At 72.7% G+C, this 25966-nt stretch carries 26 protein-coding genes and 1 pseudogene; 12 read left to right on the top strand and 15 right to left on the bottom strand.

The window, feature by feature from the left end; all coding sequences use genetic code 11:
• Positions 1-67: 67 nt before the first annotated feature.
• Positions 68-520 (bottom strand): hypothetical protein, encoded by a 453-nt coding sequence (locus LZ495_RS34740; RefSeq protein ID WP_235057123.1) that lies wholly within the window; start codon positions 518-520, stop codon positions 68-70.
• Between the two features lie 38 nt (positions 521-558).
• On the bottom strand, positions 559-2181 hold the full coding sequence (locus tag LZ495_RS34745) for a sulfur globule family protein (protein WP_235057124.1): 1623 nt from the start codon (positions 2179-2181) through the stop codon (positions 559-561).
• 231 nt (positions 2182-2412) lie between these two features.
• On the opposite strand from LZ495_RS34745, the gene LZ495_RS34750 reads away from it, so the two are divergent.
• Positions 2413-3696: an epoxide hydrolase family protein gene (locus LZ495_RS34750; protein WP_235057125.1), complete on the top strand. Its 1284-nt coding sequence runs from the start codon at positions 2413-2415 to the stop codon at positions 3694-3696.
• A 138-nt stretch (positions 3697-3834) separates the two neighbouring features.
• Complete coding sequence (locus tag LZ495_RS34755) at positions 3835-4509, top strand: lysophospholipid acyltransferase family protein (RefSeq protein ID WP_235057126.1); 675 nt, start codon at positions 3835-3837, stop codon at positions 4507-4509.
• A 77-nt stretch (positions 4510-4586) separates the two neighbouring features.
• On the opposite strand, the gene LZ495_RS34760 is transcribed toward LZ495_RS34755, so the two are convergent.
• Positions 4587-5033 carry a PaaI family thioesterase gene (locus tag LZ495_RS34760; protein ID WP_235057127.1) on the bottom strand — a complete coding sequence of 149 codons (447 nt, stop codon included), beginning with the start codon at positions 5031-5033 and terminating at the stop codon, positions 4587-4589.
• Between the two features lie 204 nt (positions 5034-5237).
• Between LZ495_RS34760 and LZ495_RS34765 the strand changes: the two genes are divergently transcribed.
• Genes LZ495_RS34765 through LZ495_RS34775 form a run of 3 tightly spaced genes read left to right on the top strand, consistent with a single transcriptional unit; the run spans position 5238 to position 8538 of the window.
• Positions 5238-6080, top strand: a complete 843-nt coding sequence (locus tag LZ495_RS34765) for a nitrilase-related carbon-nitrogen hydrolase (protein WP_235057128.1) — start codon at positions 5238-5240, stop codon at positions 6078-6080.
• Between the two features lie 4 nt (positions 6081-6084).
• The gene (gene hydA / locus LZ495_RS34770) at positions 6085-7485 is read left to right on the top strand and encodes a dihydropyrimidinase (protein WP_235057129.1); all 1401 of its coding nucleotides are present in this window, start codon (positions 6085-6087) and stop codon (positions 7483-7485) included.
• 36 nt (positions 7486-7521) lie between these two features.
• Entirely contained in the window at positions 7522-8538 is a 1017-nt protein-coding gene (locus LZ495_RS34775) for a TIGR03842 family LLM class F420-dependent oxidoreductase (protein ID WP_235057130.1), read from the top strand.
• Here the strand turns inward: LZ495_RS34775 and LZ495_RS34780 are convergent.
• Positions 8519-9142, bottom strand: coding sequence for a GNAT family N-acetyltransferase (locus tag LZ495_RS34780; protein WP_235057131.1), 624 nt, complete (start codon positions 9140-9142; stop codon positions 8519-8521). The two genes, LZ495_RS34775 and LZ495_RS34780, sit on opposite strands and share 20 nt — an antisense overlap.
• 147 nt (positions 9143-9289) lie before the next feature.
• Here LZ495_RS34780 and LZ495_RS34785 point away from each other — a divergent pair, with 147 nt between their 5' ends.
• The gene (locus LZ495_RS34785) at positions 9290-9763 is read left to right on the top strand and encodes a GNAT family N-acetyltransferase (protein ID WP_235057132.1); all 474 of its coding nucleotides are present in this window, start codon (positions 9290-9292) and stop codon (positions 9761-9763) included.
• A gap of 3 nt (positions 9764-9766) precedes the next feature.
• On the opposite strand, the gene LZ495_RS34790 is transcribed toward LZ495_RS34785, so the two are convergent.
• The 5 genes from LZ495_RS34790 to LZ495_RS34810 form a co-directional block, all read right to left on the bottom strand.
• On the bottom strand, positions 9767-10225 hold the full coding sequence (locus LZ495_RS34790) for a GNAT family N-acetyltransferase (RefSeq protein ID WP_235057133.1): 459 nt from the start codon (positions 10223-10225) through the stop codon (positions 9767-9769).
• 55 nt (positions 10226-10280) lie between these two features.
• Positions 10281-11237 (bottom strand): sortase domain-containing protein, encoded by a 957-nt coding sequence (locus tag LZ495_RS34795; protein ID WP_235057134.1) that lies wholly within the window; start codon positions 11235-11237, stop codon positions 10281-10283.
• 29 nt (positions 11238-11266) lie between these two features.
• Complete coding sequence (locus LZ495_RS34800) at positions 11267-11830, bottom strand: SigE family RNA polymerase sigma factor (protein WP_235057135.1); 564 nt, start codon at positions 11828-11830, stop codon at positions 11267-11269.
• Positions 11831-11942: 112 nt separating this feature from the next.
• Positions 11943-12593 carry an MBL fold metallo-hydrolase gene (locus LZ495_RS34805; protein WP_235057136.1) on the bottom strand — a complete coding sequence of 217 codons (651 nt, stop codon included), beginning with the start codon at positions 12591-12593 and terminating at the stop codon, positions 11943-11945.
• A gap of 36 nt (positions 12594-12629) precedes the next feature.
• Positions 12630-13505 (bottom strand): helix-turn-helix domain-containing protein, encoded by an 876-nt coding sequence (locus LZ495_RS34810; protein WP_235057137.1) that lies wholly within the window; start codon positions 13503-13505, stop codon positions 12630-12632.
• Positions 13506-13689: 184 nt separating this feature from the next.
• On the opposite strand from LZ495_RS34810, the gene LZ495_RS34815 reads away from it, so the two are divergent.
• The gene (locus tag LZ495_RS34815) at positions 13690-14931 is read left to right on the top strand and encodes a cytochrome P450 (RefSeq protein ID WP_235057138.1); all 1242 of its coding nucleotides are present in this window, start codon (positions 13690-13692) and stop codon (positions 14929-14931) included.
• Between the two features lie 81 nt (positions 14932-15012).
• On the opposite strand, the gene LZ495_RS34820 is transcribed toward LZ495_RS34815, so the two are convergent.
• Positions 15013-15396, bottom strand: coding sequence for a VOC family protein (locus LZ495_RS34820; protein WP_235057139.1), 384 nt, complete (start codon positions 15394-15396; stop codon positions 15013-15015).
• Positions 15397-15596: 200 nt separating this feature from the next.
• Here LZ495_RS34820 and LZ495_RS34825 point away from each other — a divergent pair, with 200 nt between their 5' ends.
• Both LZ495_RS34825 and LZ495_RS34830 read left to right on the top strand, forming a co-directional pair.
• Complete coding sequence (locus LZ495_RS34825; RefSeq protein ID WP_235057140.1) at positions 15597-17108, top strand: class I adenylate-forming enzyme family protein; 1512 nt, start codon at positions 15597-15599, stop codon at positions 17106-17108.
• A gap of 118 nt (positions 17109-17226) precedes the next feature.
• The gene (locus tag LZ495_RS34830) at positions 17227-17916 is read left to right on the top strand and encodes a hemerythrin domain-containing protein (protein WP_235057141.1); all 690 of its coding nucleotides are present in this window, start codon (positions 17227-17229) and stop codon (positions 17914-17916) included.
• A gap of 66 nt (positions 17917-17982) precedes the next feature.
• On the opposite strand, the gene LZ495_RS34835 is transcribed toward LZ495_RS34830, so the two are convergent.
• Positions 17983-18618, bottom strand: a complete 636-nt coding sequence (locus tag LZ495_RS34835) for a TetR family transcriptional regulator (protein ID WP_235057142.1) — start codon at positions 18616-18618, stop codon at positions 17983-17985.
• A 103-nt stretch (positions 18619-18721) separates the two neighbouring features.
• Between LZ495_RS34835 and LZ495_RS34840 the strand changes: the two genes are divergently transcribed.
• Complete coding sequence (locus tag LZ495_RS34840) at positions 18722-19519, top strand: SDR family NAD(P)-dependent oxidoreductase (RefSeq protein ID WP_235057143.1); 798 nt, start codon at positions 18722-18724, stop codon at positions 19517-19519.
• Between the two features lie 105 nt (positions 19520-19624).
• Here LZ495_RS34840 and LZ495_RS34845 read toward each other — a convergent pair.
• Both LZ495_RS34845 and LZ495_RS34850 read right to left on the bottom strand, forming a co-directional pair.
• Positions 19625-20371 (bottom strand): annotated as a pseudogene (locus LZ495_RS34845) (SAM-dependent methyltransferase); the annotation flags it as partial.
• A 547-nt stretch (positions 20372-20918) separates the two neighbouring features.
• Positions 20919-21563, bottom strand: a complete 645-nt coding sequence (locus LZ495_RS34850) for a LysE family translocator (protein WP_235057144.1) — start codon at positions 21561-21563, stop codon at positions 20919-20921.
• A 163-nt stretch (positions 21564-21726) separates the two neighbouring features.
• Here LZ495_RS34850 and LZ495_RS34855 point away from each other — a divergent pair, with 163 nt between their 5' ends.
• On the top strand, positions 21727-22755 hold the full coding sequence (locus LZ495_RS34855) for a cation diffusion facilitator family transporter (RefSeq protein WP_235057145.1): 1029 nt from the start codon (positions 21727-21729) through the stop codon (positions 22753-22755).
• On the opposite strand, the gene LZ495_RS34860 is transcribed toward LZ495_RS34855, so the two are convergent.
• Positions 22756-23268, bottom strand: coding sequence for a YybH family protein (locus LZ495_RS34860; protein WP_235057146.1), 513 nt, complete (start codon positions 23266-23268; stop codon positions 22756-22758). It lies immediately after the preceding gene.
• A gap of 214 nt (positions 23269-23482) precedes the next feature.
• On the opposite strand from LZ495_RS34860, the gene LZ495_RS34865 reads away from it, so the two are divergent.
• Positions 23483-24784 carry an APC family permease gene (locus LZ495_RS34865; protein ID WP_372498691.1) on the top strand — a complete coding sequence of 434 codons (1302 nt, stop codon included), beginning with the start codon at positions 23483-23485 and terminating at the stop codon, positions 24782-24784.
• Positions 24785-24803: 19 nt separating this feature from the next.
• Here LZ495_RS34865 and LZ495_RS34870 read toward each other — a convergent pair whose 3' ends face one another.
• Positions 24804-25862: a lactonase family protein gene (locus tag LZ495_RS34870; RefSeq protein ID WP_235057147.1), complete on the bottom strand. Its 1059-nt coding sequence runs from the start codon at positions 25860-25862 to the stop codon at positions 24804-24806.
• Between the last annotated feature and the right edge of the window lie 104 nt (positions 25863-25966).

Here is a 25966-nt window from a genome sequence, read left to right on the forward strand (position 1 = left end):
CTCGACCAAGGCCCACAACTCGTCCGAGACGACCCACGGACGCAACTCCCCTTTGCGCACGAACCGTTCAACGACCCAAGCCGCCGAACGTCACACTGCCAAAGATCGTTCTGTTAGGACCACTAAGCCATTGCAAGCCCAGAACCTGACGACCGGACCAATGCTCGATCAGCGATGTCGTGCTGCCCGTTTCCAGGTCCAGAAGGAGCAGTTCCCCCTCGAAGAAATAGCCGCCGTCGTAATCACCCGCGCCGACCGCAAGCAGGGGAAGCGTGGGATGAAAAGCCATCGCATGCACGGGATATCGCGCGTAGAGCAACGCTCGGCAGGCCAGATCATCCGTTCCGTAGACCGCGACGGGCGCGATGCGTGGGAAGTGATCTGTCCCGGTCTTGGCCACGTAGGCGCCGGCGACGGCAATCACCCTGCGGTTCTCGTCGTCGATCGCCAAACTCGGCTCGCCGACCTCCGCGAACGGACGGGCGCCCAGAATCCTGTCGATGCGGAAGGAGTCGGTCATGAGCTGATCTTCTCAGCACCTGGCTGTGTCGGAGCGCGTCAGGCCGCGGGGTACGGCTTGAGTACCGGGTGCTTCGCGGCGAGTGGCCGGATGACGCGCTTCGAGCGGGCCACCACCGGCGTGTCGCCGTCCCGGGCGATCAGGAGCACGAACTCGGCTCCTGCGTAAGGCGTTCCGAAAAGCACGGCCTCGCAGGCGCGCGGTGCCGGGGCCATCCACGGGGCGCCGTACATCGGCATGCCGTACATGGGCGGGCCGTACATCTGCGGCGCTCCGGCGGGGGCGAACTGGCCGTACGCGTAGGGCTGTCCGTACACGCCCGCGGGGACTGCGGGGACTGCAGGGGCGGCAGGCTGCACGGGTTCGGCAGGAGGCTGTTTGGTGAGCTCCACGCCCGCGGCCGCCGTTTCGACCGCGTCCGCGCCCAGCGACGGCTCGGACGCGGACTCGGACTCGGACTCCGGTGTCGACGGCTCCGACACCACAGGCACAGGGACAGGCGCGGACGCAGGCACAGACGAAGGCACGGACGAAGGCACGGACACAGAGAACATCCCCGGCGGCGTAGGCCACCACGCCACGTCGGCCTTGAAGAGCGGGTCCACACGGACTTGGTCGTCGGCCGCGTACACCGCGACGTGCGAGGCGTGCACGAAGACGACCTGCACCCGCAGCGTGGACACCGGGGGCTTGCCCGGATTCAGCCGCGCCGCGCGGAGGCGGACGCGGGCTGCCTCCGGGATGAGGACGAAGGCGACCGCGCCGCTGATCCCGAGGCCGAACAGCCACGCGATCGGCGCGAACGTCTCGGCTTCGAGGCGGGCCCAGTCGCCGTCGATGAGGACGTCGACGCGTTCGCCGTCTTCGTAGTCGTAGTCCCAGGTGTCGACGGTGCGTTCCTCGGTCTCGCCGTCGACGAGGATCCGTGCGGTGTCGACGTCCGTGTCGACGACCGTGGCCGACTTGACCTCGGCTCGTGCGGCGTGCCGGTCGTCGTCGCGGTAGGCGTCGATCGTCCCGATCGTGCAGAGGACGGCGAGCAGCGCGCCGCAACCCCCGAACACCAGGCGTACGACGGCGCGTTGGACGGATCGGGCGCCGGCCGCGGCCGGGACCGGGTGCACCATCGGACCGGCGGCCTCGGCTGCGGCCTTGCGTTGGGCGCGGCCCCGCGCGATGCGGATGCCGGACAGGGTCATGCCGCCCAGGAGGCCGGCGGTGAGCAGCCACCAGCCCCAGCTCTGGCCGAGATCGGCGGCGTCCTGCGGACGCAGGTTGATCGTGATGCCGAGTGCGACGCCCAGGGCGAGGATGGCGACGGTCGGGACCGCGAACAGGCCCCAGATTCCGATGACGAGCCCCCACAGGAGCACCAGGATCTGCCACTCGGGCCCGCAGGTGTCGGATCCGCCTTGGTCGCAGGCGACCGGCATGTCGGATTCGCCCAGCACGATCAGGCCCACGACCATCGCGGCGATGGCCGGATACGGCATGGTCCAGAGCGGGATACGCAGCGCGGTCCAGCGGCGCGCGGCCTGCTGGGTCCACGCGCGGGTGCCGGGCGGCACCGCGTCGGCGGCCAGCGGGATCGGCGCAGGGCCCGGGGGCGGGCCCGGCTGGGCGGGCGGTATCGCTGCGTACGGCGGATTGGGGGTGGTCACCCGGGAAGTATGGCGAAACCCTGGCGCGGCGGTTGGCATGTCCCGGAATTGCCGGGCGCGGAACGCGTCCGCCCCGCGCGCATGCCCGGTCGGCCCGGTGCCGGCTCCGGGGAAGCACCTGCGGAAGTACCCGGTGAAGAGCCTTGATTGGTGCAGCCGAACCGGATAGGACACAAGAAACCTGACGATCAATCATGTGTCCGGCCGGTCGGCCGGGGATCGGATCCAGCCATGACCAGTTCGACCCCGGACCGTACCGACCTCATCGAAGGAACCGAAGGAACCGAAGGGACCGGAGGAACCGGAGGAACCGACCGCACCGACGACGACCGCGACAGCGGCCACCGCCTCCCGGACGCCGGTGACGCGATACTCCCCTTCCGCATCGACGTCCCCGACGCCGTGCTCGACGACCTGCGCGACCGGCTGGCCCGCACCCGCTGGCCCGAGCCCGTCCCCGGGACCGGCTGGGACGCCGGCACCGACACCGCGTACCTGCGCGAGCTGTGCGCGTACTGGCGCGACGAGTACGACTGGCGCCGCCACGAGGCCGAGCTCAACGCGTACCCGAACCACCTGACCGAGATCGACGGGCAGCGGATCCACTTCGTGCACGCGCGCTCGGCGGACCCCGACGCGCTGCCGCTGGTGCTCAGCCACGGATGGCCGGGGTCGGTCGCGGAGTTCGCCAAGGTGCTCGGCCCGCTCACCGCGCCCGGCCCCGACGCGTTCCACGTCGTGTGCCCGTCGCTGCCCGGGTACGGCTGGTCCTCGCCGGTCCGCGAGGCGGGTTGGGGGCCGGTGCGGATGGCCCGCGCGTTCGCCGAGCTGATGCGGCGGCTGGGGTACGAGCGGTACGGCGCGCAGGGCGGCGACTGGGGTTCCATCGTGTCCACCGAGCTGGCCCGCGCGGAGCCGGAGCGGGTGGTCGGGCTGCACGTCAACCTGCTGATCGCGGGGCCGGGGCCGGACGACGACCCGGCCGGGTTCACCGCCGCCGAGCGCGCGTCGCTGGCGCGCATGCAGGAGGTCGGGCGTACCGAGGCCGGCTACCTGCGGCAGCAGGCCACCAAGCCCTACACGCTGGGCCACGGGCTGGTCGACTCCCCCGCCGGGCTGGCGTCGTGGATCGTGGAGAAGTTCCGCGGCTGGAGCGACTGCGGCGGCGATGTCGAGCGCAGCTTCACGCGCGACGAGTTGCTGACCAACATCACGCTGTACTGGGTGACGGCGACCGCGCACTCGGCGGCGCGGATCTACTACGAGAACGCGCAGGCCGTCGCGGCAGCCGGTCCGGGTGCGGCGGCCCGCGTCGAGGTCCCGACCGGGCATGCGCACTTCCCCGGGGAGCAGCTGGGCACGCCGTCGCGGCGGTGGGCGGAGCGGCTGTACAACGTGGCGCACTGGACGGAGATGCCGTCGGGCGGGCACTTCGCCGCGATGGAGGAGCCGGAGCTTCTGGTCGAGGACATCCGGGCTTTCTTCCGTCCGCTGCGCGCCGCGGCCCGCCGGTGACCGGAATCCGACGCTCCCCCGGGCGCCTCCGGCGCTATAGGTGACTGGCCGGTAACCACCCGTAGGGGTGGGCGGCGCGTCACCGCGCAACATCGAATGGGTAGGGTGACCCTGCCCTAGACCCGACCGGGGGAACACGTGCTGATCTACCACTTCATGCACCGCGTCGTCTCGCCGACCTCGCGAGCGATCTGGCGACCGCGCGTCGAAGGGGCGGAGAACGTCCCGAGAAAGGGCGGCGTGATCATCGCGAGCAACCACCTGTCGTTCTGCGACAGCCTGGTGATCCCGCTCGTGGCGCCGCGCCAGGTGACATTCCTGGCCAAGTCGGAGTACTTCGAGGGCACCGGCATCAAGGGCGCGCTGAGCCGCGCGTTCTTCGAGGGCCTGGGCGCGGTCGGCGTGCCGCGCGACGAGAAGCGCGGCGCGATGGCGGCACTCGAAGCGGGCAAGGGCGTGCTGGACCGCGGCATGGCCTTCGGCATCTACCCGGAGGGCACCCGGTCGCTCGACGGCCGGCTGTACCGGGGGCGTACGGGTGTCGCGTGGCTGGCGCTGACCGCCAAGGTGCCGGTGGTCCCGGTCGGCGTGATCGACACCGACAAGGTGCAGCCGGTCGGCACCCGGATCCCCAAGTTCAAGCCGAAGGCGCTGGTCCGGTTCGGCGAGCCGCTGGACTTCTCGGCGCACTACGAGCGCAAGGACGTCGGCAAGGCGCGTCGCGAGGTCACCGACGAGATCATGGAAGCCATCCAAAAGCTCTCCGGCCAAGAGACGGCCGGCGTCTACAACGAGCGGCCCGCCGAGCAGTAGAGCGGCGGAACCCCGAGCCCGCCGGGTAGTGCCGGCGCCGGACGTACGCCTCCGGCACTACCCGTTCAGCGCCGCCACTACCCGGCCGTCTCCGGCCCCGCCACGCGCCGGGCCGTCCCCTGCGCGACCGCGCAGGTCTTCTCCGTCCCGTCGGCGGCGATCACGGTGATCTCGCACGTGCAGACCGCCTGGCCGCGGGTCGCGGTGGCGACCGTGGCGCGGGCGCGCAGCGCGACGCCCGCCGCCGGGCGCACATAGGTGATGCTGAAGCCCGCGGTCAGGACCGCCGGGCCCAGTGCCGTGCCGGCCGCGAAGGTCAGGCTGTTGTCGGCCAGGTAGGCGAGCACGCCGCCGTGCACGAAGCCGTTCTGCTGGCGCAGTTCGTCGCGCACCTGTACTTCGAGGGTGGCCGCGCCGTCGCCGAATTCGGTGAGCCGGGCACCGAGCAGCACGCTGAACGGCTGCGCCTCCAGCGTTTTGCGGGCGGTCGGCAGGTCGAGTTGCGGTGTCGCGTGCGCGGACATGGTCTCCCCGAGATCGCTACTGGCGGGTAACACATTCCATCGTGGCCCGGCCGGACATCCGCGGCAAGAGTTCCGCCCGCGTACCTTCCCCGCCATGCGACACGCGTAGCACTATGGCCGCTTCGTCCCCGATCCGCACAGTCCGCAGCGCTACATTCATCGCCTCTCTTCGGGGCGATTTGAACGCGAGACAGGGGGTTCGTGATGCCTCAGGTGGTACGCGCCGCACTCGTCCAGACGAAGTGGACCGGCGACGGCGCTTCGATGGTCGACGTGCACGAGCAGTACGCCCGCGATGCGGCCGCGCAGGGTGCCCAGGTGATGGGCTTCCAGGAGGTCTTCAACGCGCCGTACTTCTGCCAGGTCCAGGAGCCGGAGCACTACGGCTGGGCCGAGCCGGTCCCGGACGGCCCGACCGTGTCGCGGATGAGCTCGCTGGCCCGCGAGCTGGGCATGGTGCTGGTCGTCCCGGTGTACGAGGTCGAGCAGTCCGGCTTCTACTACAACACCGCCGCGGTGATCGACGCGGACGGCACGGTGCTCGGCAAGTACCGCAAGCACCACATCCCGCAGGTGAAGGGCTTCTGGGAGAAGTACTACTTCCGCCCGGGCAACCTGGGCTGGCCGGTGTTCGACACCGCGGTCGGCCGGGTCGGCGTGTACATCTGCTACGACCGGCACTTCCCGGAAGGCTGGCGGGCGCTCGGCCTGGCCGGCGCGCAGCTGGTGTACAACCCGTCGGCGACCAGCCGGGGCCTGTCCGCGTACCTGTGGCAGCTGGAGCAGCCCGCCGCGGCGGTCGCGAACGAGTACTTCGTGGCGGCGATCAACCGGGTCGGCGTCGAGGAGTACGGCGACAACGACTTCTACGGCACCAGCTACTTCGTGGACCCGCGCGGGCAGTTCGTCGGTCCGGTCGCATCCGACCGGGACGAGGAACTGGTCGTGCGCGACCTGGACTTCGGGCTGATCGACGAGGTCCGCAACCAGTGGGCGTTCTACCGCGACCGGCGCCCGGACGCCTACGGCCCGCTGACGGAGGCGTGACGCCATGGCCCGCACCCTGATCCGCGGCGGCCTGGTGGTCACCGCGGCCGAGGAGACGCACGCCGACGTGCTGGTGGACGGCGAGCGGATCGCCGCGCTGGCCTCGCCCGCGGCGGCCGATGCGTGGCTGCCCGGCGTGGACCGGGTGATCGATGCGTCCGGCAAGTACGTCATCCCGGGCGGCGTCGACGTGCACACGCACATGGAGATGCCGTTCGGCGGCACGGTCGCCTCGGACACGTTCGAGACGGGCACCCGCGCGGCCGCGTTCGGCGGCACCACGACGATCGTCGACTTCGCGATCCAGCAGGTCGGCGGCTCGCTGCGGGCCGGTCTGGACGCGTGGCACGCCAAGGCGCAGGACAACTGCGCGGTGGACTACGCGTTCCACATGATCCTCGCGGACATCAACGACGCGACGCTGGACGAGATGGACCTGCTGGTCGCCGAAGGCGTCACCAGCTTCAAGATGTTCATGGCGTACCCGGGCGTGCTCTACAGCGACGACGGGCGCATTCTGCGGGCGATGCAGCGGGCCGCGGACAACGGCGCGCTGCCGATGATGCACGCCGAGAACGGCATCGCGATCGACGTGCTGATCGAACAGGCGCTCGCGGCCGGGCGGACCGATCCGCGCGTGCACGGCGAGGTGCGCAAGGCGCTCCTCGAAGCCGAGGCCACGCACCGGGCGATCGCCCTGGCGCGGGTGGCGGGCAGTCCGCTGTACGTGGTGCACGTGTCGGCCGCCGAGGCGGTCGCCGAGCTGACCGCGGCGCGCGACCTGGGCCTGAACGTGTTCGGCGAGACGTGCCCGCAGTACCTGTTCCTGTCCACGGACGACCTGGCACGCCCGGACTTCGAGGGCGCCAAGTACGTCTGCTCGACGCCGCTGCGGCCGGTCGAGCACCAGGCGGCGCTGTGGCGCGGGCTGCGCGGCGACGACCTGTCGGTGGTGTCGACCGACCACTGCCCGTTCTGCTTCGCCGGCCAGAAGGACCTGGGCCGCGGGGACTTCTCCAAGATCCCCAACGGGCTGCCGGGTGTCGAGAACCGTATGGACCTGCTGCACCAGGCGGTCCTGGACGGGCACATCACGCGCCGCCGCTGGATCGAGATCGCGTGCGCGACCCCCGCGCGCATGTTCGGTCTGTACCCGCGCAAGGGGACGGTCGCCCCGGGCGCCGATGCGGACCTGGTGGTGTACGACCCGTCCGCCGTGCAGACCGTCTCCGCCGCGACGCACCACATGAACGTCGACTACTCCGCCTACGAGGGCCGGCAGCTGACCGGCCGGGCCGACACGGTGATGTCGCGCGGCACCGTCGTGGTCGAGGCCGGGAAGTACACCGGCCGGGCCGGGCACGGCGCGTTCCTCCGGCGCGCCACGTGCCAGTACCTCAGCTGAACCCGCACAGCTGAACCCGAAAGGACATACACGAGCATGGATTTCGGTCTGGTCCTGCAGGCGGACCCGCCCGCCGCCGAAGTCGTCGAGCTGATGAAGACCGCCGAGCGCGTCGGCTTCACGCACGGCTGGACGTTCGACTCCGTGGTGCTCTGGCAGGAGCCGTTCGTCATCTACAGCCGCATCCTGGCGGAGACCAGCACGCTCACGATCGGGCCGATGGTCACCAACCCGCTGACCCGGGACTGGACGGTCACCGCCTCGCTGTTCGCCACGTTGAACGACATGTACGGTCAGCGCACGGTCTGCGGCATCGGGCGGGGCGACTCCGCAGTGCGCGTGCCGGGCGGCAAGCCCGCCACGCTGGAGCGGCTCGGCGAGGCCATGCGCGTGGTCAAGGAGCTCGCCGAGGGCCGCGAGGTGGAGATGCACGGGTCGCGGGTGCGCATCCCGTGGGTCCGCGAGGGCGCCCGGCTGCCCGTGTGGATGGCCGGATACGGTCCGCGCGCACTGGAGTTGGTGGGCCGCCAGGCGGACGGATTCATCCTGCAGCTGGCCGATCCGTACCTGACCGAGTACATGATCAAGGCGGTCCGGGCGTCCGCCGAGCGGGCCGGGCGCGACCCGGCGTCGATCACGATCTGCGTGGCGGCTCCGGCGTACGTGTGCGCCGATGCCTCCGAGGAGTCGCTCGCGCATGCCCGCAACCAGTGCCGCTGGTTCGGCGGCATGGTCGGCAACCACGTGGCCGACCTGGTGGCCCGCTACGGCGAGCATTCCGCGGCGGTGCCCGAGGAGTTGACCGAGTACATCCGGGGCCGGGAGGGCTACGACTACTCGCATCACGGCCGTGCGGACAACCGGTCGGCCGACTTCGTGCCGGACGAAATCGTGGACCGCTTCTGCCTGGTGGGCCCGGTCGAGCACCAGCAGCAGCGGCTGATGGAACTGCGCGAGCTGGGCGTGGACCAGTTTGCGGTGTACGCGATGCACGATGCACGCGAGTCCACCATCGCGGCGTACGGCGAGCACATCATCCCGATGTTGTCGTGAAGTCCGCGGTGCCGACCCGGTCCGCGAAGTCCGCCGGGTCGTGGTCGCGCAGCATCATCGAGTAGACCGGCGCGGTCGGATAGGGCCGCGAGAAGCCGACGGACCGGTACCCCTGCCGATCCCAGAACGCCACCGCGGCCGGCGAACTCGGGCGCAGCGTCAGGGTGGTGCGGGTGCCGGTCCACGGTCCGACGAGGGCTTCGTGCAGGGCGCGCCCGAGGCCCAGCCGGCGGTACGGGCGGCGTATCGCGAACTCGTAGACCGCGAACGTCTGGCGGCCGTTCTCCCGGGTCATCGGCTCGGGCAGCGGTTCGAGCAGGCCGGACCACCAGCGCGTGGTGTTGCCCAGCGGGGTGCCCAGGGCGAAGCCCATCGGCACGGTGCCGGGCCGGCGGTGCGCGAGGACCAGCCGGAAGCCGGCCGCGGCGAGCAGGCGGGGCAGGACGTTCTCGTCCCATTCCTGCGCGTCGCGGGCGGTGCGCAGGTACGGTTCCTCGGCGTAGATCTCGGTGTAGAGCGCGCGGACCGTCCGCCGTATGGCGGGCACCGCGGCCTCGGCGGCGGTGAGGCGGACCAGGCTCCAGGGCAGCGGCGCGTCGGCCACGGGAGCTCCTTCGGGACGGGAAGGACGGGGTCGGCGGCCCCTTCTCAAACGGGTGTTCCCCGTTCCGCATAGGTCCGATCACGCGGATCGCGTCCGGGTCGGGTCCGCGGTTTCGCCGCGGGCGGATGCGGCGGGTAGCGTGCCGCCATGATCAGAACCGCCACCCGCGAGGACGTCCCGACGATCCTGCGCTTCGTGCACGAACTGGCCGCGTACGAGAAGGCTCCCGAGGAGGTCAAGGCGGTCGAGGCCGACTTCGAGCGGGACTTGTTCGGCCCGGCGCCCGCCGCGTCCGTGCTGATCGCGGAGGACGGCGACGGCACTGCGGTCGGGTTCGCGCTGTGGTTCACGACGTACTCGACGTGGCTCGGCAAGGCCGGCATCTACCTGGAGGACCTGTACGTCTCCCCGGCGGCCCGCGGCGGCGGCCACGGCCGGGCGCTGCTCACCGAGTTGGCGCGCATCGCGGTCGAACGCGGTTACGGGCGCGTGGAGTGGTCGGTGCTGGACTGGAACGCCCCGGCGATCGGCTTCTACAAGTCGCTGGGCGCGGCGCCGCAGGACGAGTGGACGGTCTACCGGCTCACCGGGGACGCGCTCGCCGCGCTGGGTTCGGCGTAGCGCCTACCGGGCGTGCCGCGCCTCGGCCGGTGCCGCGGGCCGCAGCGTCCGGGTCCAGCGGGTCCAGCTGTCGTCCGGGGTGTAGCCGGCGGCGGCCCAGGTGGCGCGGCCGGCTTCGTTGCGGTCGAGGACCATGGCGTCCAGGCGGCGCCCGCCCAGTTCCGCGAAGCGGTCCTCGGCCGCGGCCAGGAGCAGGCGGGCGATGCCCCGGCGGCGGAGTGCGGGGTCCACGGCCAGCCGGTACAGGCTGCAGCGCCAGCCGTCGAAGCCCGCGATGAGGGTCCCGGCGATGCCGCCGTCCGGTGCCTCGGCGATCAGCAGTGCGCCCGGGTCACGGGTGATCAGCAGCGCGACGCCGTCGGGGTCGTCGGTGATGCTGGTGCCCTCGGCGGCCGCGGTCCAGAAGGCGAGGACCGCGGCCACGTCGTCGAGGCCCGCAGTGCGGATCTTGCAGTCGTCCATGGGCGCTGTTTCTACCAGTGCGCGGCTGCAGGCCTCGAACGGTTTTGCCGCGCGCTCACCCCACGTGGATGTCGGTGAGGTGGCCCCAGGCCACGATCCGCTCGGTGGCGGAGCCGTTCGGCCCGGGCGACGTCAGCGTGAGGTAGGAGCCGGGGCGGTCGTACGGGCCGCCGGCCGGGACGGCGTCGACGACGCCGGTGGCCTGCGGGTCGACGGTGACGATGCGGTCGATGCGGTAGGTGTACTTGACGTCGACGCGGCCGACGACCTCGACCGTGCTGCCGGGGGCGAGCCGGGCCAGGGGGTAGGCGGATGCGTTGTCGGTCCGGCCGAGGGCCAGCGCGAAGTTCCCCGGCTCGCCGAGCGCCGCGGTTCCGGGGTAGTGGCCCGCGCGCGCCACGGCGAGCGTGTCGCCCGACGTCCCCTCGACGATCGGCATGGTTACTTGCGCAGTGTCGCCGGGCAGGCGCAGCAGGCCCCGCGAGCCGTCACCAAAAGATCCGGGGGGTTCGCTGGGGGCCGAGCAGGTCGGCTCGGAGCCGACCGCCGCGGGGTACCCGATCCAGGGCGGACGGCACCACACGACGACGCCGTTCTCCGCTTCGATGCGGAGGTAGTCACCCGAACTCGTGCCCTGGAGGCCGAGCGCCGTACGGGTAGGCGAGGCGCCCGAGTCGGGCAGCGCCGATTCGGCGTTGCCGTCCACCGGCGGGGCCTGCGCCGGGGCCGCGCCCGCCGGGCGGCTCGACGGCACGGCCGCCGCCGCGGGGCTGCCGACCGTGGTGTCGTCCGGCCCCCCGTAGCGCACCGCGATCGCCCCTGCGGCGACGACCACCAGGCTGGCCGCGACCGCGCATGCTGTGGTGCGCCGGGCCCGGATGCGCTGACCGCGGGCGCGCGCGGCGGCGGCCAGGCCCTGGGGGGCGTCGGGTTCGGTATCCGCGAAGACGCGGCGCAGTGCGGCGCCGGCGCGTTCGTCCAGCTCGTCCTCGGCAGCGTTCGCGAAACGCATCCCCCTATTGATTCGCTCGCTTCGCTCGCTCATGCGGTGGCCTCCGAGAGGTCGTTCAGGGCGAGTTCCGGCGAGTCGCGCAGTTTGCGCAGGGCCCGGCTCGCGGTGCTCTTGACCGTGCCGGGGGCGATGCGCAGCGCGTCGGAGATCTCGGTCTCGGACAGGTCCTCGTAGTAGCGCAGCACGATCACCGCGCGCTCCCGCCGGGTGAGCACGCGCAGCGCGCGCAGCACCGCGTCGCGGCGGGCGTGGTCCTCGGCGAGGTCGACGTCGGAGGCGCGGTCCGGGAGCACGGCGGCGGGCCGCTCGTGCGACGGCTTGCGGCGCCACCAGTCGGTGTGGCCGTTGACCAGCGCGCGGCGCACGTAAGCGGCCGGGTCCTGGTCGTGCACGCGATCCCAGTTCAGGTACGTGCGGGCCAGCGCGTTCTGCAGCAGGTCCTCACCGCGCCCGACATCGCCGGTGATCAGCTGCGCGGTGTGCGCGAGCCTGCGGGCGTTCGCCGCGACGAAGGCGTCGAACCGGAGTTCGACCGCGGCCCGCGCCGCGGCCGCCTCCTCGATCGCCGCTGCCGCATCGGCCTCGGACTCCAACCGTGCCCTCCCCCGTCGGTCAGGTGCCTGTCACCCTTCAGACGAAGCTCGGCGCGGTCGGGTTCTGTCGTCCGGGGGGCGGATTTTGCACCGGGTCCTGTCCGCGTTCCGATCAGCCGAGGGTGACCTCTTCGCCGGCCGCGGGCGTCAGGACTGCACGGTCCGGCCCCTGGGTGAGACCGGTCAGCAGCCGGGTGTGCACTTCCTTGCCCGCGTCGCTGAGCACCGCGTCGTGGATGAGCAGCGCGCGGCGCGGGGCGACCTCGCGTACGTAGTCGGCGGCTTCGGAGATCTTGAGCCAGGGCGCGGCTGCGGGGGTGAGCAGGGTGGGGACCGGGACGTCGGGCACGGTCAGCGCGTCGCCGGGGTGGAACACCTCGCCCTCGACCAGGAATCCGACGTTGTCCACGAGCGGGATGTCGCGGTGGATGGTGGCGTGCTTCTCGCCGTAGACGTGCACAGCGGCGCCGGACTGGCCGCCGATCAGCAGCGTGTCGCCGTGCCGGACCGGCAGGACGCGGCCGGGCAGGTCGGTGAACTGCGCGGCGACCGCGGGGTTCGTCCAGACCTGGAGGTCGGTGTTCTTGGCGAGGGCGGCCCGCAGGGTCTCCGGGACGACGTGGTCGAAGTGCTCATGGGTGACCAGCACCGCGTCCGCGCCGTCGAGGGCGTCCGGGTCGCTGAGGGCGCCGGGGTCGAGTACCAGGGTGATGCCCTTGACGCGGATCCGGATGCACGAGTGGCCGAGCTTGGTGAGCTGCATGGTCGTACCGTACGCCCGCCCGGGGGCGCGGCCCGGTCAGGCCATTCCCTCGGTGAGCCGCGCTGCGGACGCCCGCAGTTCGGCGATGTAGTGCGCGCGTTCCGCGTGCGGGACGGCGGCGCGCAGCGGCCCGATCTGGAGTTCGTGCCGGGCCCGGCCGGCCCGGTCGAAGACCGGCGCGGACAGGTAGGAGAGCGGCAGCGGGCCGGGGTCGGCCAGGTCGGCGGCGGTGTAGGCGTGGCCGGCGATGGCGACGAGCTGGTCGAGGACGCGGGTGCGCAGCTCGGCGCGGCCCGGGTGTTCGTCGAGCAGGGCGACGACGTCGCGCAGGACGCCGAGCAGCCGGCCGTGCTCGGCGGCGGGCCGCCACAGCGCGACGCCGTGTTCCGCGGTGAGGCGCAGCAGGGCGGCGAGGGCGGGGCGGTGCTCCGCGGGGGCGGCGGCCAGCCAGGCGTCCTGGTCGGCCTGCGGCCGCCAGGGCATGGCAGCGGCGCCGCCGGGCGGGCGCAGCGGGAGGCGGGTGCCGACGCCGATGCCGGAGGGCAGGGCGTCCGGTCCGCCGGCCACCGCGAGGAAGGTGATCTGCCGGGTGCCGACCTCGGACAGCGCGACGCCGCAGCCGATCCGCTCGGCGAGGCCGCGGAGTTCGGCGCCGACCGGGTCGGCGGGAGCGAGCTTGGCGTGCACGGCGCCGGCGACGCCGAGCAGTCCGGGGCCGAGGGTGTAGGTGCGGTCGGCGGGGTCGCGGCGTACCCAGCCGCTGGCCTCCAGGGCGCCGAGGACGGCGGTGGCGGTCGAGCGGTTGAGGTCGAGGCGGGCGGTGATCTCCGCGACGGTGACCGGTGCGGGGGCGGCGGCGAGCAGTTCGACCACCGCGACGACGCGGTCCGTGGGCGGCGAAGGGGCGGTCACCACCGGTCCTTTCCTCGGCTGCGGGGTGCGGGGTCGCGGGCGCAGCGGGGTGGCGGCCGTGCCTTGTTTCCGCTGCGGCGGCGGCCTAGAGTCCGAGCGGTCGCGAATATACATCAGCGAGACGACGAATATTCGTCACCGTTCCTGCCCGCCGCCCGTGCCCGCTTCGCCTGGGGAGCCCCTGATGAGTCCCGAACTGCCCGTGCAGACCGAGCAGACCGAGCAGCCCGGCCTGATGGACGTCGCCGACATCGAGGGGATCGACTTCGCGTTCGACGACATCCTCGACGTGCACGCGGTGCTGGCCGGACTGCGTGCGAAGAAGCCGTATGCGGTGGTGCCCTGGGCCGGGGTCCGGGCCCTGCTGCTGCTCACCCATGAACTGGTCACCGCGGCCTTCAAGGACGAGGCGTCCTTCCCGTCCGCGGCCATCTACTCGGCCACCACCGAGGCGGTCCTCGGGCACACCATCCAGTGCATGACCGGCGAGGAGCACCGCATCAACCGCGCGCTGGTGGCGCCCGCGTTCCGCCGCAAACTGATGGACGGGCACGTGGCCGGCATCCTGGAGCCGCTGGCCCACGAGATCGTGGACCGGTTCGCGGGGCGCGGCGAGGCCGACCTGGTCGCGGAGTTCACCCATCAGTACCCGATCCAGGTCATCACCCGGCTGCTCGGTCTGCCGGTGGACGACGAGGACCAGTTCCGGCGGTGGGCGCACGAGCTGTTCCACTACCCGTTCGAACCGGCCGCGGCGGAGCGGGCGTCCGCAGAGTTCACCGCGTACGTCACACCGATCGTGGCCGAGCGCCGGGCGAACCCGGGCAGCGACCTGCTCTCCACGCTCGCCTCGGTGCAGGACGACGAGGGGCGCCGGCTGAGCGACGAGGAGATCCTGTCGGTCCTGCGGCTGCTGTTCCCGGCCGGTGCGGACACCACGTACCTGGGTCTGGGCAACGCACTGCTGGCGCTGCTGACCCATCCCGACCAGCTCGCGCTGGTGCGCTCCGACCCGGACGAGCATCTGCCGTGGGCGGTCGAGGAGGCGCTGCGCTGGGAGCCGCCGGTCGGCCTGCTGCCGCGCATGTGCCCGGTCGCGGTGCGGGACTGGCACGGCCTGGACATCCCCGAGGAGACGCCGCTGATCTTCGCGATCACGGCGGCGAACCGCGACCCGCAGGCGTACCCCGACCCGGACCGGTACGACGTGACGCGCCGTGAGATGGCCACGCTCGCCTTCGGCGACGGCCCGCACGTGTGCCTGGGCACGTTCCTCGCTATCGCGGAGATGCGCATCGCGCTCAAGGTGCTCCTGGAGCGCCTGCCCGGCCTGCGCCTCGAAGACGGCGCCGAGGTGCGCGTCAAGGGCATGCTCACCAGCGCACTGCGCGGCCCGGACCGCCTGCCGGTCCGCTTCGACGCCTGACGCCGCGGTCCCCGTACGGCCGGGCGCCCCGGTGCCGTCGCATCGTCCGACGGCACCGGGGCGTTCGTTGCGCTTCTGCGGTCAGCCGCCGCTGCCGTACCGCCGCGTGATCAGCTCCATGCCGTGCCCGCTGGGGTCGAGGAAGTAGACGCCCCGGCCGCCGTCGTGGTGGTTGATCTCCCCGGGCTGCTTCATGTGCGGATCCGCGAAGTAGGGGACGCGGCCTTCCCGGATCCGCGCGAACGCGGCGGTGAACACGTCCTCGGACACGAGGAACGCGTAGTGCTGCATGACGATGGACTCCGCCGGGATGCTCGCGAAGTCGAGAGTGACCCCCCCGACTTCCAGCGGGACGAACGGGCCGGCCTGCGCACCGGCTTCGAGCCCGAGGATGTGCGCCAGGAAGTCCGCGGATTCGCGGTTGTCACGGGAGTGGACGATCGTGTGGTCGAGTCGGACCGACATACGGGGTTGCCTCCGAAGGGCACCTCACGGCACCTCCATGCCTCACCCGGTCGGTGACCGACACGCGATGCCGTCATGGTGATCGTAACCGCACGCCGCCGCCCCTCAAGCTCCGACGGCGCGGCATTGCGTGTACGCCTGGGTGTGCTGACCGGCGGCTCCGGGCCGGGCTCGGAAACGGTGTGCGGTAGCTTCGCGGGGTGTTGCTTCACGAGATTCTTGCCTCTGCTGCTGCGGACCACGCGGACGAGACTGCACTCATCTGCCCCGATCCGGCGGCGCAGCTGACGTTCGGTCAGCTGGAGGCGCAGAGTGCGGCGTTGGCTGCGGCGGTCGGGGTGCGGGTGTCGCCGGGCGGGCGGGTCGCGGTGCTGGCGCACAACCGGGCCGAGTACGTCGTGGCGTGCTACGGGGTGCCGCGGTCCGGGCGTGTCCTGGTGCCGCTGAATCCGCGGCTGCACCCGCAAGAGTGGGCCGAGCAGCTCGAACGCTCCGGCGCCGAGCTGGTCCTGGCCGAGCCGGACCTCGCAGAGGGGCTTGCGGAGCGCTGGGACGGTCCGGTGGTCGTGTTCGATGCCGCGGAAGGCTGGGACGCGCTGCTCGCCGCGGGCCGTACCGCGCCCCTGCCCGAAGGGCCTTCTTCTGACGGCGAGTTGGCGTGGCTGCTGTTCACGTCGGGGTCGACCGGGCGGCCGAAGGGCGTGCGGTTGACGCATCGGAGCCTGGTCGCGGGGATGCGGACGACGCTCGCGCGGCGCCCGGCGTTTGCGGACACGGTGTTCCTGACGCCGTTCCCGCTGTGCCACGTGGCCGGCGCGTACCAGGTGCCCATGCACCACCTGGCGGCCCGTCCGGTGGTCGTGGTCCGCAAGTACGTCCCCGAGCAACTTCCGGATCTGGTGACCGAGTTCGGGGTCACGAGCATGTCGCTCGCGCCGACCATGATCGACGCGCTGCTGGCCCAGGACGGCGCCGCGGAGCTGCGCGGGCGGCTGCGCAGCATCGGCTACGGAGCCTCGCCGATCTCGCCGGAGCTGCTGCGCCGTACCGCCGATGTGCTCGGCTGCGCGCTGAACCAGGGCTTCGGCTCGACGGAGCTGTCCGGGAACGCGGTGTTCCTGACCGCCGAGGAGCACCGGCCGGAGCTGCTGTCCGCCGCCGGGCGGCCGGGTCCCGGGGTCGAGCTGCGGATCGTGGACGAGGCGTGGGCCGACGTACCCACGGGCGAGGTCGGCGAGATCACCGTGCGGGCCGTGCAGGTGTGCGACGGGTACTGGGAGGACGACAAGGCCACGGCCGAGGCGTTCCGGGACGGCTGGTTCCGTACCGGCGACCTGGGCCGCCTCGATGCGGACGGCTATCTGTACGTCGTGGACCGGAAGAAGGACATCGTCATCTCCGGCGGCGAGAACGTGAGCGCCCGCGAGGTCGAGGGCGTGCTGCGCAGCCATCCGGGCGTGCAGGAAGTCGCGGTGATCGGACTGCCGGATGCGCGCTGGGGCGAGCGGGTCTGCGCGGTCGTGGTCCGTTCAGTGGCCGCGGATCGGGACGAGGTGGGCGAGGCGGAACTCGTCGCACTGTGCCGCTCGCGCCTCGCGGGCTTCAAGGTGCCGCGCGTGGTGCACTTCGTGGCGGAGCTGCCGACCACGGGGACGGGCAAGGTCAGCAAGCCGGCGCTGCGGCAGCGTTTCGCCGCACTCGACGAAGCCTGAGACGCTCGCGCATGTAATCGGTCGCCTCGACTATGGAGGCACTCACCTCTCCTGCGGTTTGCTCTTCCCATGAGCAACGGCGCCGGCCCCGCGGCGCCGGAGACCGAAGGAGACAGACATGATCGGCTTCACCACGCAGGCGGCCACCGGCGTCCCGAGCGCGGACTCCAGCGAGTTCGGCCTCGACCTGATCCCCGGTCACCTGCACGCCTTCGGGCTCATGCACCGCGCGATGCGCCGCGACGCCCGGCGGCTCATCGCCCTCGCCGCATCCGCCGCGGACCGCCCCGAGCGCCTGCCCGCCGTGGTGGCCTGGTGGGAGCGGCTGCACGCGGTCATCGACTGGCACCACCACAGCGAGGACGAGGTCTTCTGGCCCGAACTGCGCCGCCGTACCGGCGTGGTGGTCGCGGCCGCGGACGACCTGGACGCCGACCACGCAGCCCTGGACCGGGCGATGGCGGCGGTCACCGCCGCGCTGGCCGGTCCGCACGCACTGAGTGCGCTGCCGATGGCCGCCGCGCAGTTCGACACCCTGATCCACGACCACCTGCGCCGTGAAGAGGCCGCGGTTTTCCCGGTGTTGGCCCGGGTCGGCGTGCGCGAGTACCTCGCGGTGGAGCGGCGGCTGATCGCGAGTGCGCCGCGCTCGATCATGCCGTACCTGCAGCCGTGGATGTTCGACGGCGCCGACCCGCGCTGGATGGCGAACGTCCTGGCGACCGTCCCGGCGCCGGTACGGCTGCTGAGCGGCACGGTCCTGCGCCGCCGCTACGAGCGCACGTTGTCGGCCGCCGGCCTGCGCTGACCGGGCGGCCGGTCCCGTTTCCCCAGCCCACGCCTTGTCCCCGCCGGATTCCGCCGCGGGGCGGCGTCACGGCGCGAGCAGGCCTCCGGTGGCGACGCTCTTCAGGGCCCGGGCGACCGCGTCGTCGGCGGAGCGTGCGGATGCCTCGCCCGCGGCCCAGCGCTCCATCGCGATGCGTACCGCGGTGTTGGCGGTGCCGGCCGCCAACTGCACGTCCAGGTCGTCGGGGTCGCGGCCGCAGCGGGCCGCGATGGCCGGGCGGAGCTGGTCCTCGGTGTCGCGGTAGACGTTGAGCCAGACCGCGCGCAGCGCGCCGTGGCTCTCCACCATGCGCAGCAGCGCGCGCAGTTGCCCGTCGTCGATGCCGGCCGAGGCGCGCGAGTGCCGGACCGAGCCGCGGTACGCGGCGAGCAGCGCGTCGACCAGGCCGAGGTCGGGGTCCGCTTCGGCGAGCCGCTGGACCCAGTCGCGGATGCCGGCCGCGAAGAGCGGCGCGATGGTCTCTTCCTTGGCGCGGAAGTAGCGGTAGAAGGTGCGCAGCGCCATGCCGGACGCGGCGGCGATGTCCTCGACGGTGGTCGCGTCGTAGCCGCGTTCGGTGAACAGCCGGGCAGCGGCGCCGGACACCTCGGTGCGGGTGTCCTCCCGGCGCCGCTCGGTCAGGGACGGCCGGCCCGGTCCCCGGCGCGTGCTCGTGGTCATGGCGGCAGCTTACCGTCCTATCGGGAATTTTTGGCACGCCATGCACATTTGACATAGAGTGCCAAAAGTAGGCATGCAGGAGGAACAGAAAGAAGGCGCCCCAATGAACCGCTTCGACAACCGCCGCATCCTGGTCACCGGTGCGGGCTCCGGGATCGGGCAGGCGACCGCGCTGCGGCTGCTCGCGGAGGGCGGCCATGTGGTCGCCGCGGACGTCGTACCGGAAGGCCTCGCGGCCACCCGGGCGCAGGCCGCCGAGGCCGGGCTGGACGCCGCGCGCCTGCACACCCTCGTCCTCGACATCGCGTCCGAGCCCGGCGTGGCGGCCGGGGTCGCCGAGGCGGTCGAGGTGCTCGGCGGCCTGGACGTGCTGGTCAACGCGGCCGGCATCCTGCGCGCCGCGCACACCCACCAGACCTCGCTCGACCTGTGGAACCGCATCGTCACGGTCAACCTGACCGGCACGTTCCTGGTGACGCGCGAGGCGCTGCCCGCGCTGCTCGCCACCGGGCGCGGCGTGGTGGTCAACTTCAGCTCCACGTCGGCGGCATTCGCGCACCCCTATATGGCGGCGTACGCGGCGAGCAAGGGCGGCGTGCAGGCCTTCACCCACGCGCTGGCGCTGGAGTACGGCAAGCAGGGGTTGCGCGCGGTGAACGTCGCGCCGGGCAGCATCAAGTCGGGCATCACCGATGCGACCGGCGGCTACCTGCCGGAGGACACCGACTGGTCGCTGTTCGCCAAGCTGTCGCCGATCCTGGACACGTCGGTCGAGTCGGCGAGCGGCGCGCCGATGGCCGGCCCCGAGACGGTGGCCGGCGTGATCGCGATGCTGGCCTCGGACGACGGCGCGTTCATCACCGGCACCGAGATCCGCATCGACGGCGGTACGCACGCCTGATCCCGCGGCCCGGTCGGCACAGGGCCGGGACGACGTGAAGGCGGGTGCCCGGCGGCCTGGCCGGCCGGCAACCGCCGTCACGGGGGGCCGGGCGGGCCGGGAGCGCCTGCGGGCCACGCCGCCGAACTCGATCCACTCGGTGGTCTCCTGCACCGGGCCCTCGGTGCCGTCCGGGCGCCACTCGGAGATCTCCACCAGGCCCGGGTCGAGCAGTTCGAGGCCGTCGAAGAACGGCGTGACGTCGGCCGCGCTGCGCACCCGGCCCCAGTTGCCCTGGGTCGCGGTGAGCATGAAGTCGGTCAGCCGCTCGCGCACCGCGGTGTCCTCGGTGACCAGGTGCGAGATGACCACGAAGCTGCCCGGCGCGAGGCGGTCCATGACGCGGCGCACGAGCGCGCCGGGGTCGTCGGAGTCGGGCACGCAGTGCAGCACCGAGACGAACAGCGCGGCCACCGGCCGGTCGAAGTCGATGATCTTGACGACGTCCGGGTGGCTCATGACCGCGTCGGTGTCGCGCATGTCGGCGGTGATGACCGTGGTCGTCGCGTTCTCGGCGAGCAGTGCCCGGCCGTGCGCGAGGACGATGGGGTCGTTGTCGATGTAGACGACGCCGGCCGCCGGGTCGACCTGCTGCGCGATCTGGTGGACGTTGTCCTGGGTGGGCAGGCCGGATCCGTGGTCCAGGAACTGGCTGACGCCGTACTCCTGGGCCAACACCCGTACCGCGCGCTGCAGATAGCGGCGGTTGTTGATGGCGAGTGCGCGCGTTCCGGGCGCGGCCGCGGCCAGCTGCTCGGACGCGTCGCGGTCGGCCTTGAAGTTGTCCTTGCCGCCGAGGAAGTAGTCGTACATGCGGGCCACACTCGGCACCGAGACGTCGATCCCGGTCGGCGTCCAACCTGCTGCGGGGTCGTCTTCGCGAATTTCCGACACGTATGCCCCTGGGGATTTTTGACGCTGCGTCAGCTAACTGGGTCGCGGTGAATCCTAGTGCAACCGGATGTCCGCGCCACACCCGCCCCTCCCCCAACTCCGTTTCCTCTCAAGGGTTCCCTGCCATGCGGCGCGGGCCGCGGAGGGTCCGACCGCGGGATCCCCGGGCAAACCCGTCCACAGGGCGCGAAGGGCCCGCGCCGAACGGACGAACGCGCAGCGGAATTTCCGCGCGGTCCGCCGGACATATCGCGGGCGGGGGCGTAGCCTGCGCAGTACGCGATTTCGGAGCAGGAGCTCTTCGACGTCGTCGGCCCGGACCTGCGCAACCCGACGCCGGCGCTGCCCTGCCGCAGGATCTTCGCGGCAGGGCAGCGGCCGATGACCGTGGTCGGCCCGGTCGAGGTGCCGGGCGCCCGCGAGGTCCACGCGGACTTCTGGGCGTGAACGGGCCGAGCGACACCCGCTAGCGCTCCGCGGCCAGGCGTACGCCGAGGCCGATGAAGATGCCGCCGGTGGCGGTGTCGATCCGGCGTTTGGCGGCCTGGCGGCGGCGCAGCCAGTCGCCGATGCGCCCGGCCAGTACGCCGACGGTGCCGTCGACGATGAACTCGAGGACGATCAGGATCGTGCCGAGGATCGCGAACTGCAGCCACACCGAGCCGAGTCCGGGGTCCACGAACTGCGGCAGGAACGCGATGGTGAAGGTCACCATCTTGGGGTTGAGCAGGTTGGTCAGCAGGCCGTTGAGGTAGGCGCGGCGGCCGGACAGGGTGCCGCCGCCCGCCGGCAGGCTCTCCGCAGCGGCGTCGAGGCCCGCCTTGCGGTTCCGGATCATCTGGATGCCCAGGTAGATCAGGTAGGCCGCGCCGACGATGCGCAGGACCATGAAGGCGAACGGGTTCGCGGCGAAGAGCGCGGCGAGTCCGGCGGCGGCCACGGCTATGTGCACGGCCTCGCTGGTCGCGACCCCGGCGGTGGCGAGCAGGCCGGCGCGCGGGCCGCCGCGGATACCGCAGCCCAGGACGAAGAGCATGTCCGGGCCCGGCGTGATCATGGCGATGATGGTGGTGAGCGTGAAGCCGATCAGGAGCTGTTGGTCGACAGGCATGACCGCTGATCATGACAGACCGCGGGCGGCCGGTAAATGCTTTGACTGACTTGGCAGTTGGGCGTAATGCGCAGAGTCGGGACCGGATGCGCGTCCGGAGTCGGCACGCCGGTCCCGGCCGCCTGCCGTGGTGATTTACCGGTGAATGGGTAGTTTCGCGGCTATGAGTACGCCGCCGATCCCCGCGTCCGACGCCGTCCCGTCCGCTCCCGGGGACGGGGGCGCGGACGCCGATTCCGCTGCCGGCGAGAGCGTGCGCACGGTCGTGGTCGCGGTGGCCGCGAACCTCGCGATCGCGGTGGCCAAGGCGGTCGCCGCGGTGATCACCGGCTCGGCGTCGCTGTGGGCGGAGACCGCGCACTCGTTCGCGGACACCGGCAACGAGGTCCTGCTCTTCATCGGGCTGCGCCGCAGCGACCGGGAGGCCGATGCGCGGCACCCGTTCGGCTACGGCCAGGAGCGCTGGTTCTGGGCGTTCCTGGCCGCCATGGGCATCTTCGTGGTGGGCGGCGTGCTGGCGATCCAGGAGGGCATCAAGTCGCTGCTGCACCCCGAGGCGCTCGAGTCGGTGTGGGTCGGCGTCGCGGTGCTGCTGGTCTCCGCGGTCCTCGAAGGCATCTCGTGGCGCCAGGCGCACAAGCAGCTCAAGGCCGAGGCCGCGCGCAACGACCGGACCCTCGCCCGTCAGCTGAAGCGCGGTTCCGACCCGACCGCGGCGACCGTGTTCCTGGAGGACTCCGCGGCGCTGATCGGCCTCGCGCTGGCGCTCGCCGCGCTGGGCCTGCACGCATGGACCGGCTCGGCGGTGTGGGACGCGGTGTCCAGCATCCTGATCGGCCTGCTGCTGGTGGCGGTCGCCTGGCGGCTCGCGACGCGCAACAAGGCGCTGCTCATCGACGAGTCGGCACCGCCGAACGTGCTCGAAAACGTGCGCGAGGGCATCACGTCCGACCCGTGGGTCGCGGACGCCCCGGAGGTGACCGCGGTGTTCGTCGGCCCGCGCCTGCTCCTGGTGTCGGCCCGGGTGGTCGCGACACGGGAGGCAGCGGATGCCCCGGCGGAGCGCCTGACCGAGGCGGTCGCCGGGCTCACCGCGCGGCTGGAAGCCCGGCCGGGCATCGCGCGCGCCGACATCGTGGTGGTGCCGGCCTCGAACCCGGCCTCGGCCCCGGACCCGTCGACCGCCCCCTGATCAGGGGGCGGCGCCGAAGGGGTCGGTGATGGCGTACCGCCAGAAGCCGTCCGGGCCGCGCCGGGCGACGTCGGTCGCGGTGCCGGACGCGGACACGGGTTCGCCGTCCGGGCCGCGGCCGCCGACGCTCCAGTCGACGACGAGCAGCCCGATGTCCCCGGCGACGTGGCTGTGCCGCAGCCGGACCGTGACGGGCAGCCGCGGCGACCGGAAGCGGACATCCCCTACGGGGAGTTCGCGGCCTTCGGTCGCGGCGGCGGGCGTCGGGACGCAGACCGCGGCGTCGCCGTACACCTGGGCGACCAGGGCGGCGGCGCCGGAGTCGAAGGCCGCCTCGAAGATTTCCGGGCAGCGGTGCGGGTTTCCGGTGATGCCGAATTCGATGGTGCCGGACGCCGTCCAAGGGCCGGCCGGCCCGGTCGGCGTCTCGGCGGTCACCAGGCGGAAGCCCACCAGGCTCCGGTGCGGCGACTGCGCGGCGGGCGGCGGCTCGACGGCGTCGGGACGGTCCATGGTTCTCCTGGGTCGGCGGGGCGGCGGTCGGCGGCGGAACGAGCGCGGTGGGGAGCCGGGGGCTCCGTCAGCACCGTCCTCGACGGCGCTGACCGTTCCCTGACCGCGCGCTGACCGCGGCGCGGCCGCCGGGTCGGAGTGCGGGCCGCGCGGCGAACCGGCGCGTTCAGCCCGGCGTCATCTCGCCGACTTCCCGGCCTGGTACACAGGGCACGTGAAGTTCCCCGACTCGTCTCCGCCCTCCCCTGCCGCGCCCGCACCGCCGCCCGCCGCTCCGCTTGCCCGACGGCTCGGCCTGTCCGACGCGGTGATGGTCGGCCTCGGATCGATGATCGGCGCCGGGGTGTTCGCCGCGTTCGCGCCCGCCGCGCGGGCCGCGGGGTCGGGGCTGCTGATCGGCCTGGCGCTCGCCGCGGCCGTCGCGTACTGCAATGCCACGTCCTCGGCCCGCCTCGCCGCGCGGCATCCGCAGTCGGGCGGCACGTATGTCTACGGGCGCGAACGCCTGGGTCCCTTCTGGGGCTACCTGGCGGGATGGGCGTTCGTGGTCGGCAAGACGGCGTCATGCGCGGCGATGGCGATGACGGTCGGCGCGTACGTCTGGCCGGAGTACACGCGGGCCACCGGCGTCGGGGCCGTGGCGCTGCTGACGCTGCTCAATCTGCGCGGCGTGCAGAAGGCCGCGTGGCTGACGCGTGCGATCGTCGCCGTGACACTGCTCGTGCTGGCCATGGTGGTGGTCGCGTGCCTGACGTCCGCGGACGCCGAGCGGCTGGAGCCGTTCCCGGATGCGGGCTGGTACGGGATCCTGCAGTCCGCGGGCCTGCTGTTCTTCGCGTTCGCCGGGTATGCGCGGATCGCCACGCTCGGCGAGGAAGTCCGCGACCCGGCACGCACGATCCCGCGCGCGATCCCGGCGGCGCTGGGCATCGCGCTGGTGGTCTACGCGGCGGTCGCGTTCGCCGCGCTGCTCGCCGTCGGCGCGGACGCGCTGGCCGCCACCACCGCCCCGCTGGACGCCGCGGTCCGCGCCACCGACTGGTCGGCGGCCGCCCCCGTGGTGCGGATCGGCGCCGCGGTAGCCGCGCTCGGCTCGCTCCTCGCCCTCATCCTCGGCGTCTCGCGCACCACTCTGGCGATGGCCCGCGACGGCCATCTGCCGCGCACGCTCGCCGCGGTCGACCCCGGACGCCAGGTCCCGCACCACGCGGAGATCGCGGTGGGCGCGCTGATCGTGCTGCTGATCGCCGTCGCGGACCTGCGCGGCGCGATCGGGTTCTCGTCGTTCGGCGTGCTGGTGTACTACGCCATCGCGAACGCCTCGGCGATGCGCCTGCGTTCCGACGAGAACCCGCCGCCCCGGGTCCTGCCGGTCCTGGGCCTGGCCGGCTGCGTACTGCTCGCCGCGACACTGCCCTGGCGGTCGGCCGCGTGGGGTGCCGCGGTGCTGCTGCTCGGCGTCGTGGTCTGGTTCGTCCGCGCGCGCTTCCGGCCTCGGCCGGCGGACGCCGCCTGACACGCGGGGGCGCGCCCGGTTATCCCGTCGGCCCCGCGGTCCGCGGCACGGCGGCGATCACGCAAGTCGGGCTGCCGGTCTTCAGGGCAGTCGTGGCCGGGGACAGGGTGCCGGTCTCGGGGTTGCGGCGCAGGGCGGTCACCTCGTGGGACTGCTGGGCGGCCACGTAGAGGAAGTCGCCGATGAGGGCCGCGTCGCGCGGCCATGCGCCGCCGATCGGGGTCTCGGCGATCTGGCGGACGGTTTCCGCAGGGGATCCCGCGGCGGGGACGGCCAGCACCGCGATGGTGTCGGGGCCGCGGTTGCCGGCGTAGAGGAACCGGCCGTCGGGGGACGCCACGATCGCGGAGGGGTAGTTGCGGACCGAGGTGTCGGCGGCCTCGATGCGGACCGGAGTGCCGCCGGGCAGCGCCGCGACGGTCGGTTCGAGTTCGCCGACCAGCCAGGCGCGTCCGTCCGGGGTACGGGCCAGGTGGCGCGGGCCGGTGCCGGCCGGGGCCGGCCAGTCGCCCTCGGGGTGCGGGCGGGCCACGCCGTCCGCGAAGCGGAAGCGCCACACGCGGTCGGTGCCGAGGTCGCAGACCAGGAGCGTGTCGTCGGCGAAGACGACCTGGTGGGCGTGCGGTCCGGCCTGGCGGTCCTCGACCGGGCCGGTTCCGGCGAGTTCGAGCAGTCCGGTGTACGGCGCGGCGGCGCCGCGGGCGTCCAGCGGGTGGATCGAGACGCGTCCGTCGCCGTAGTTCGCGGTGGCCACGTACCGGCCGGACGGGTCGACGGCCACGTGGCAGGGGGCGCTGCCGCCGCTCGGCACGGTGCCGAGCGGGGTGAGCGAGCCGTCGTCGGCGATCGCGAACGACGAGAGCGTGCCGTCCGGTTCGAGCTCGTTGACGGCGTACAGGGTCCGGCCGTCGGGGTGCATCGCGAGGTACGAGGGGGATGGTGTGCCGACCGGCTCGCCCTGCGGGGTCAGCGTGCCGGTGGCCGGGTCCTGGGTGCAGACGGTGATCCCGGCGCCGCGCCCGTCGGTGTCCGGGGTGTAGCTGCCGATGTAGACGAGGGGGTGTCCTGGCGTGGCCATGCTGCGCTGCACTCCTGATCCTCCGACACGAGCGGCGGGGGGGGGGGCGGGGGGGGGCGGCCCCCCCCCCGTGGGGGCCCCCGTACCCGAAGTTGGGGTTGGGC

It is taken from the genome of Yinghuangia soli (assembly GCF_021502675.1).
In the GTDB taxonomy this organism is placed as follows: Bacteria; Actinomycetota; Actinomycetes; order Streptomycetales; family Streptomycetaceae; genus Yinghuangia; species Yinghuangia soli.